Origin of the sequence: Staphylococcus petrasii, from assembly GCF_002902565.1 — a bacterium.
GTDB classification, from domain to species: Bacteria; Bacillota; Bacilli; order Staphylococcales; family Staphylococcaceae; genus Staphylococcus; species Staphylococcus petrasii.
Genome location: NZ_PPRC01000116.1, coordinates 1 through 3,233 on the forward strand (window position 1 = coordinate 1; position 3,233 = coordinate 3,233).

General features: G+C 30.4%; 2 protein-coding genes. Both read left to right on the forward strand.

The window, feature by feature from the left end; all coding sequences use genetic code 11:
* Positions 1–148 precede the first annotated feature (148 nt).
* Positions 149–1,798 carry an AAA family ATPase gene (locus CD127_RS11690; RefSeq protein ID WP_174694734.1) on the forward strand — a complete coding sequence of 550 codons (1,650 nt, stop codon included), beginning with the start codon at positions 149–151 and terminating at the stop codon, positions 1,796–1,798.
* Entirely contained in the window at positions 1,795–2,841 is a 1,047-nt protein-coding gene (gene mcrC, locus CD127_RS11695) for a 5-methylcytosine-specific restriction endonuclease system specificity protein McrC (protein ID WP_103366808.1), read from the forward strand. Before CD127_RS11690 ends, mcrC begins: the two co-directional genes overlap by 4 nt.
* Positions 2,842–3,233: the final 392 nt, after the last annotated feature.

Genomic DNA, 3,233 nt, shown 5'->3' on the forward strand with positions numbered 1-3,233 from the left:
TCAATACACTTGTATGTTTAGATATTATTAACTAAACACTGTTCATGTTGGCTTACTTTATGAAATTAACCTCATAATATAAAGTGCCAATTATAAAAATTTTTAACATCTAAATTTGTAATTATTGAAATTTAAAGGGGTTTTGACCTTGAATAATATAGATAAAACATGGGTTCCTTTTTATAAAACATTAGCTTCTGAATTATTAAAATATCGTCATCGCCGTGGGGAGCTAATAAGAATGATAGAGATGATCTATGAAAGAGCGGGAATCAAACTCCCCACGCTTGAGAAAAATAATGAATTAATTGATATTGATCCTTTCACGATTTTTGCGTTATTTAATAAAGCATCTATGCGAGACGTGAATAAGATTAAGATTTTAAATGAATTAGCGCGCTATTTTGATATTAAAACTCAGGTACCAACAAGTTTTTACAGTATTCCTACAGTTAATAATATGAGCGCGACGTTTTATGCTTTTGATGGAAAGCGTAATGCTGATGATATCGATAATTTATGGGCATTATTTGAGGGTGCTCTGAAATATGCGCAAGAACAGACCGAAGATAATAGAATAAATTTTATTGAAAAGTTTAATCTAGTTATTGTTCAACCAGAAATCGGAAATAGCAAGCTAACGAGTGGGTTGTATTGGATTGCGCCAGAAACGTTTGCGAATTATGACTCTCTTACCAAAAGCTATATCTTTGAAAATGATAAAATACCAGCTAAATTTGTTAATAAAAATCTTGAACCTAAAGGTAAATTGAGTGGCGAGAACTATTTAGCCATTATAGATATGTTAAAAGCATTTTTATCTAGTGGCGAAACATCGGTAGATAATTTTATCGATTTCAGTCATGAAGTTTGGGTGTATTCAAAAGAAATGAATAAAGCTAAAAATCCACAAAAAGTTATTGAAAATCCTCCAATTGAATATCCGCCATACACAAAGGACGACTTACTGAACGACGTATTTATGACTGAAAGCAATTATGACCGCCTCGTACGTCTGGTTAAAAGAAAGAAGAATGTCATCTTACAGGGGCCACCGGGTGTAGGTAAAACTTATGTAGCGAAGCGTTTAGCGTATTCAATGATGGGCGTTAAGGATGCGTCGCGTGTTAAATTAATCCAATTTCATCAAAGTTATGCTTATGAAGATTTTGTTATGGGTTACAGACCGACAAATTCAGGTTTCGAGCTTTCTACAGGGGCTTTTTATGATTTCTGTAAAGTTGCTAAACAAGATTTAGATAATGATTATTTCTTTATTATTGATGAAATTAATCGTGGTAATTTAAGTAAGATCTTTGGCGAACTCTTTATGTTAATCGAGAATGACAAGAGAGGTTTAGAAGTGGAGTTGCTATATACAGATGAAGCATTTTCTGTGCCTGAGAATCTCTATATCATAGGTATGATGAACACGGCCGACCGCAGTTTAGCAATTCTTGATTATGCCTTGCGTCGAAGATTTGCATTTTATGATATGAAACCTGCCTTTGAAAATGAGAAATTTAAAGACTATCAAAAAAGCTTAAATAGCCCAGAATTTGATGCATTAATTCAATGTATTGAAGCGTTGAATAATGACATTATCCAAGATGATATGTTAGGCGAAAGTTTCGTTATCGGCCACAGTTATTTTAGTAATTTTGAAAATGTCACTACTACGGATTTATCTGATATTATCGAATTTGAAATCTTACCATTACTCAACGAATATTGGTTTGATGAACCTTCGAAAGTCGACATGTGGGCTGAGAAATTAAGGAATGCGATTGAGTTATGATCAAGATTCAAAATATCTATTATATGTTGTCGTATGCGTTCACCATTTTAAATAAAAAGGGTTATCAAAACTTAGCGACTGAAGAATTTGAGAATATCGCTGATTTATATGCAGCAATTCTAATTAAGGGCGTTTCAACTCAATTGAAAAATGGCTTACATCATGAATATGTAGAATACAACGATAGTTTAAAAGTGATAAGAGGGAAAATAAATGTCACTCAATCTATACAAAATCTCGATATGATGAACAAAAGAATGAATTGTACATATGAAGAGTTCTCTATTAATACGTACATGAATCAAATATTAAAAACGACTATGATTACGTTGCTAAATGTGGAAATTTCAAAAGAAAGAAAGAAAAATCTTAAAAGATTACTGTTATATTTTGATAAAGTCGAGACAATCGATTATCGCAATATTCAATGGAATTTCAATTTTACGCGCAATAATCAGACATATAAAATGTTGTTATCTATATGCAAGTTGATTCATGACGGCGTGCTTCAGTCTGAAAAGAGTGGCTATAAACAGTTAATGACATTTGAAGATGAACAACAAATGTCGCGTTTATATGAGAAGTTTATACTTGAATACTATAAGAAAGAATATCCACAGTTAACGGTAACTGCTTCACATATCCCTTGGTCCATTGAGGAAGCTTCTAGCCTTGAAATGTTACCAATCATGAAAAGTGACATCATGATAACTTATAAAAAGCGATGTTTAATTATTGATGCCAAATATTATAAAAACACGTTAAATAACTATTTCGAAACTAAGAAAATTCATTCTGCCAATTTATATCAAATATTTACTTATGTAAAAAATCAATCTGTGAATTTAAAAGATAAAGATATTACAGTTTCTGGTATGTTACTTTACGCTAAAACTGGTGAAAACGTCATTCCAGACGATACTTTTCAAATGAGTGGAAACCAAGTAAGCGTTAAGACACTGGATTTAAACCAGGATTTCAAAGTAATAACAGAGCAACTGAATCAAATTGTAGAGAAAAATTTTAATTTAACATCATATTAGTGAAGTGAATATAGAAAAGTTCGCTTAACAAGACAAAAGCGTAGATAATCACTAATAAATATCTAGAATGTTACACATGAAACGTGGTAAATGATTTGTTATCTCATCAAATCTATTAGATTAAAATAAAAAATAAATAAGTATCTCGAAAGAAAAACTTCCTTCAAAGTAACTAAGAAAAACGTGTGCGCTTTGAAGGAAGTTTTATTTAAGTTATTGAACGATGGATTTAATAAAAAGGAATAAACCTAAAGTTGAGATATAAAAATTTTTAAAACTTTTGTAATCATTAATTATCTATATACTGTAAAGACTATAAAAAATGCTTTTTAAAATTTTTATAGTAATTTCTATATAAATAAATTAAAATATTTTTATTAGTATTAAATAAA

Bases quoted from the DNA above. Each gene is read 5' to 3' on its own strand.
- mcrC (WP_103366808.1), top strand. From the start codon at position 1,795: ATGATCAAGATTCAAAATATCTATTATATGTTGTCGTATGCGTTCACC.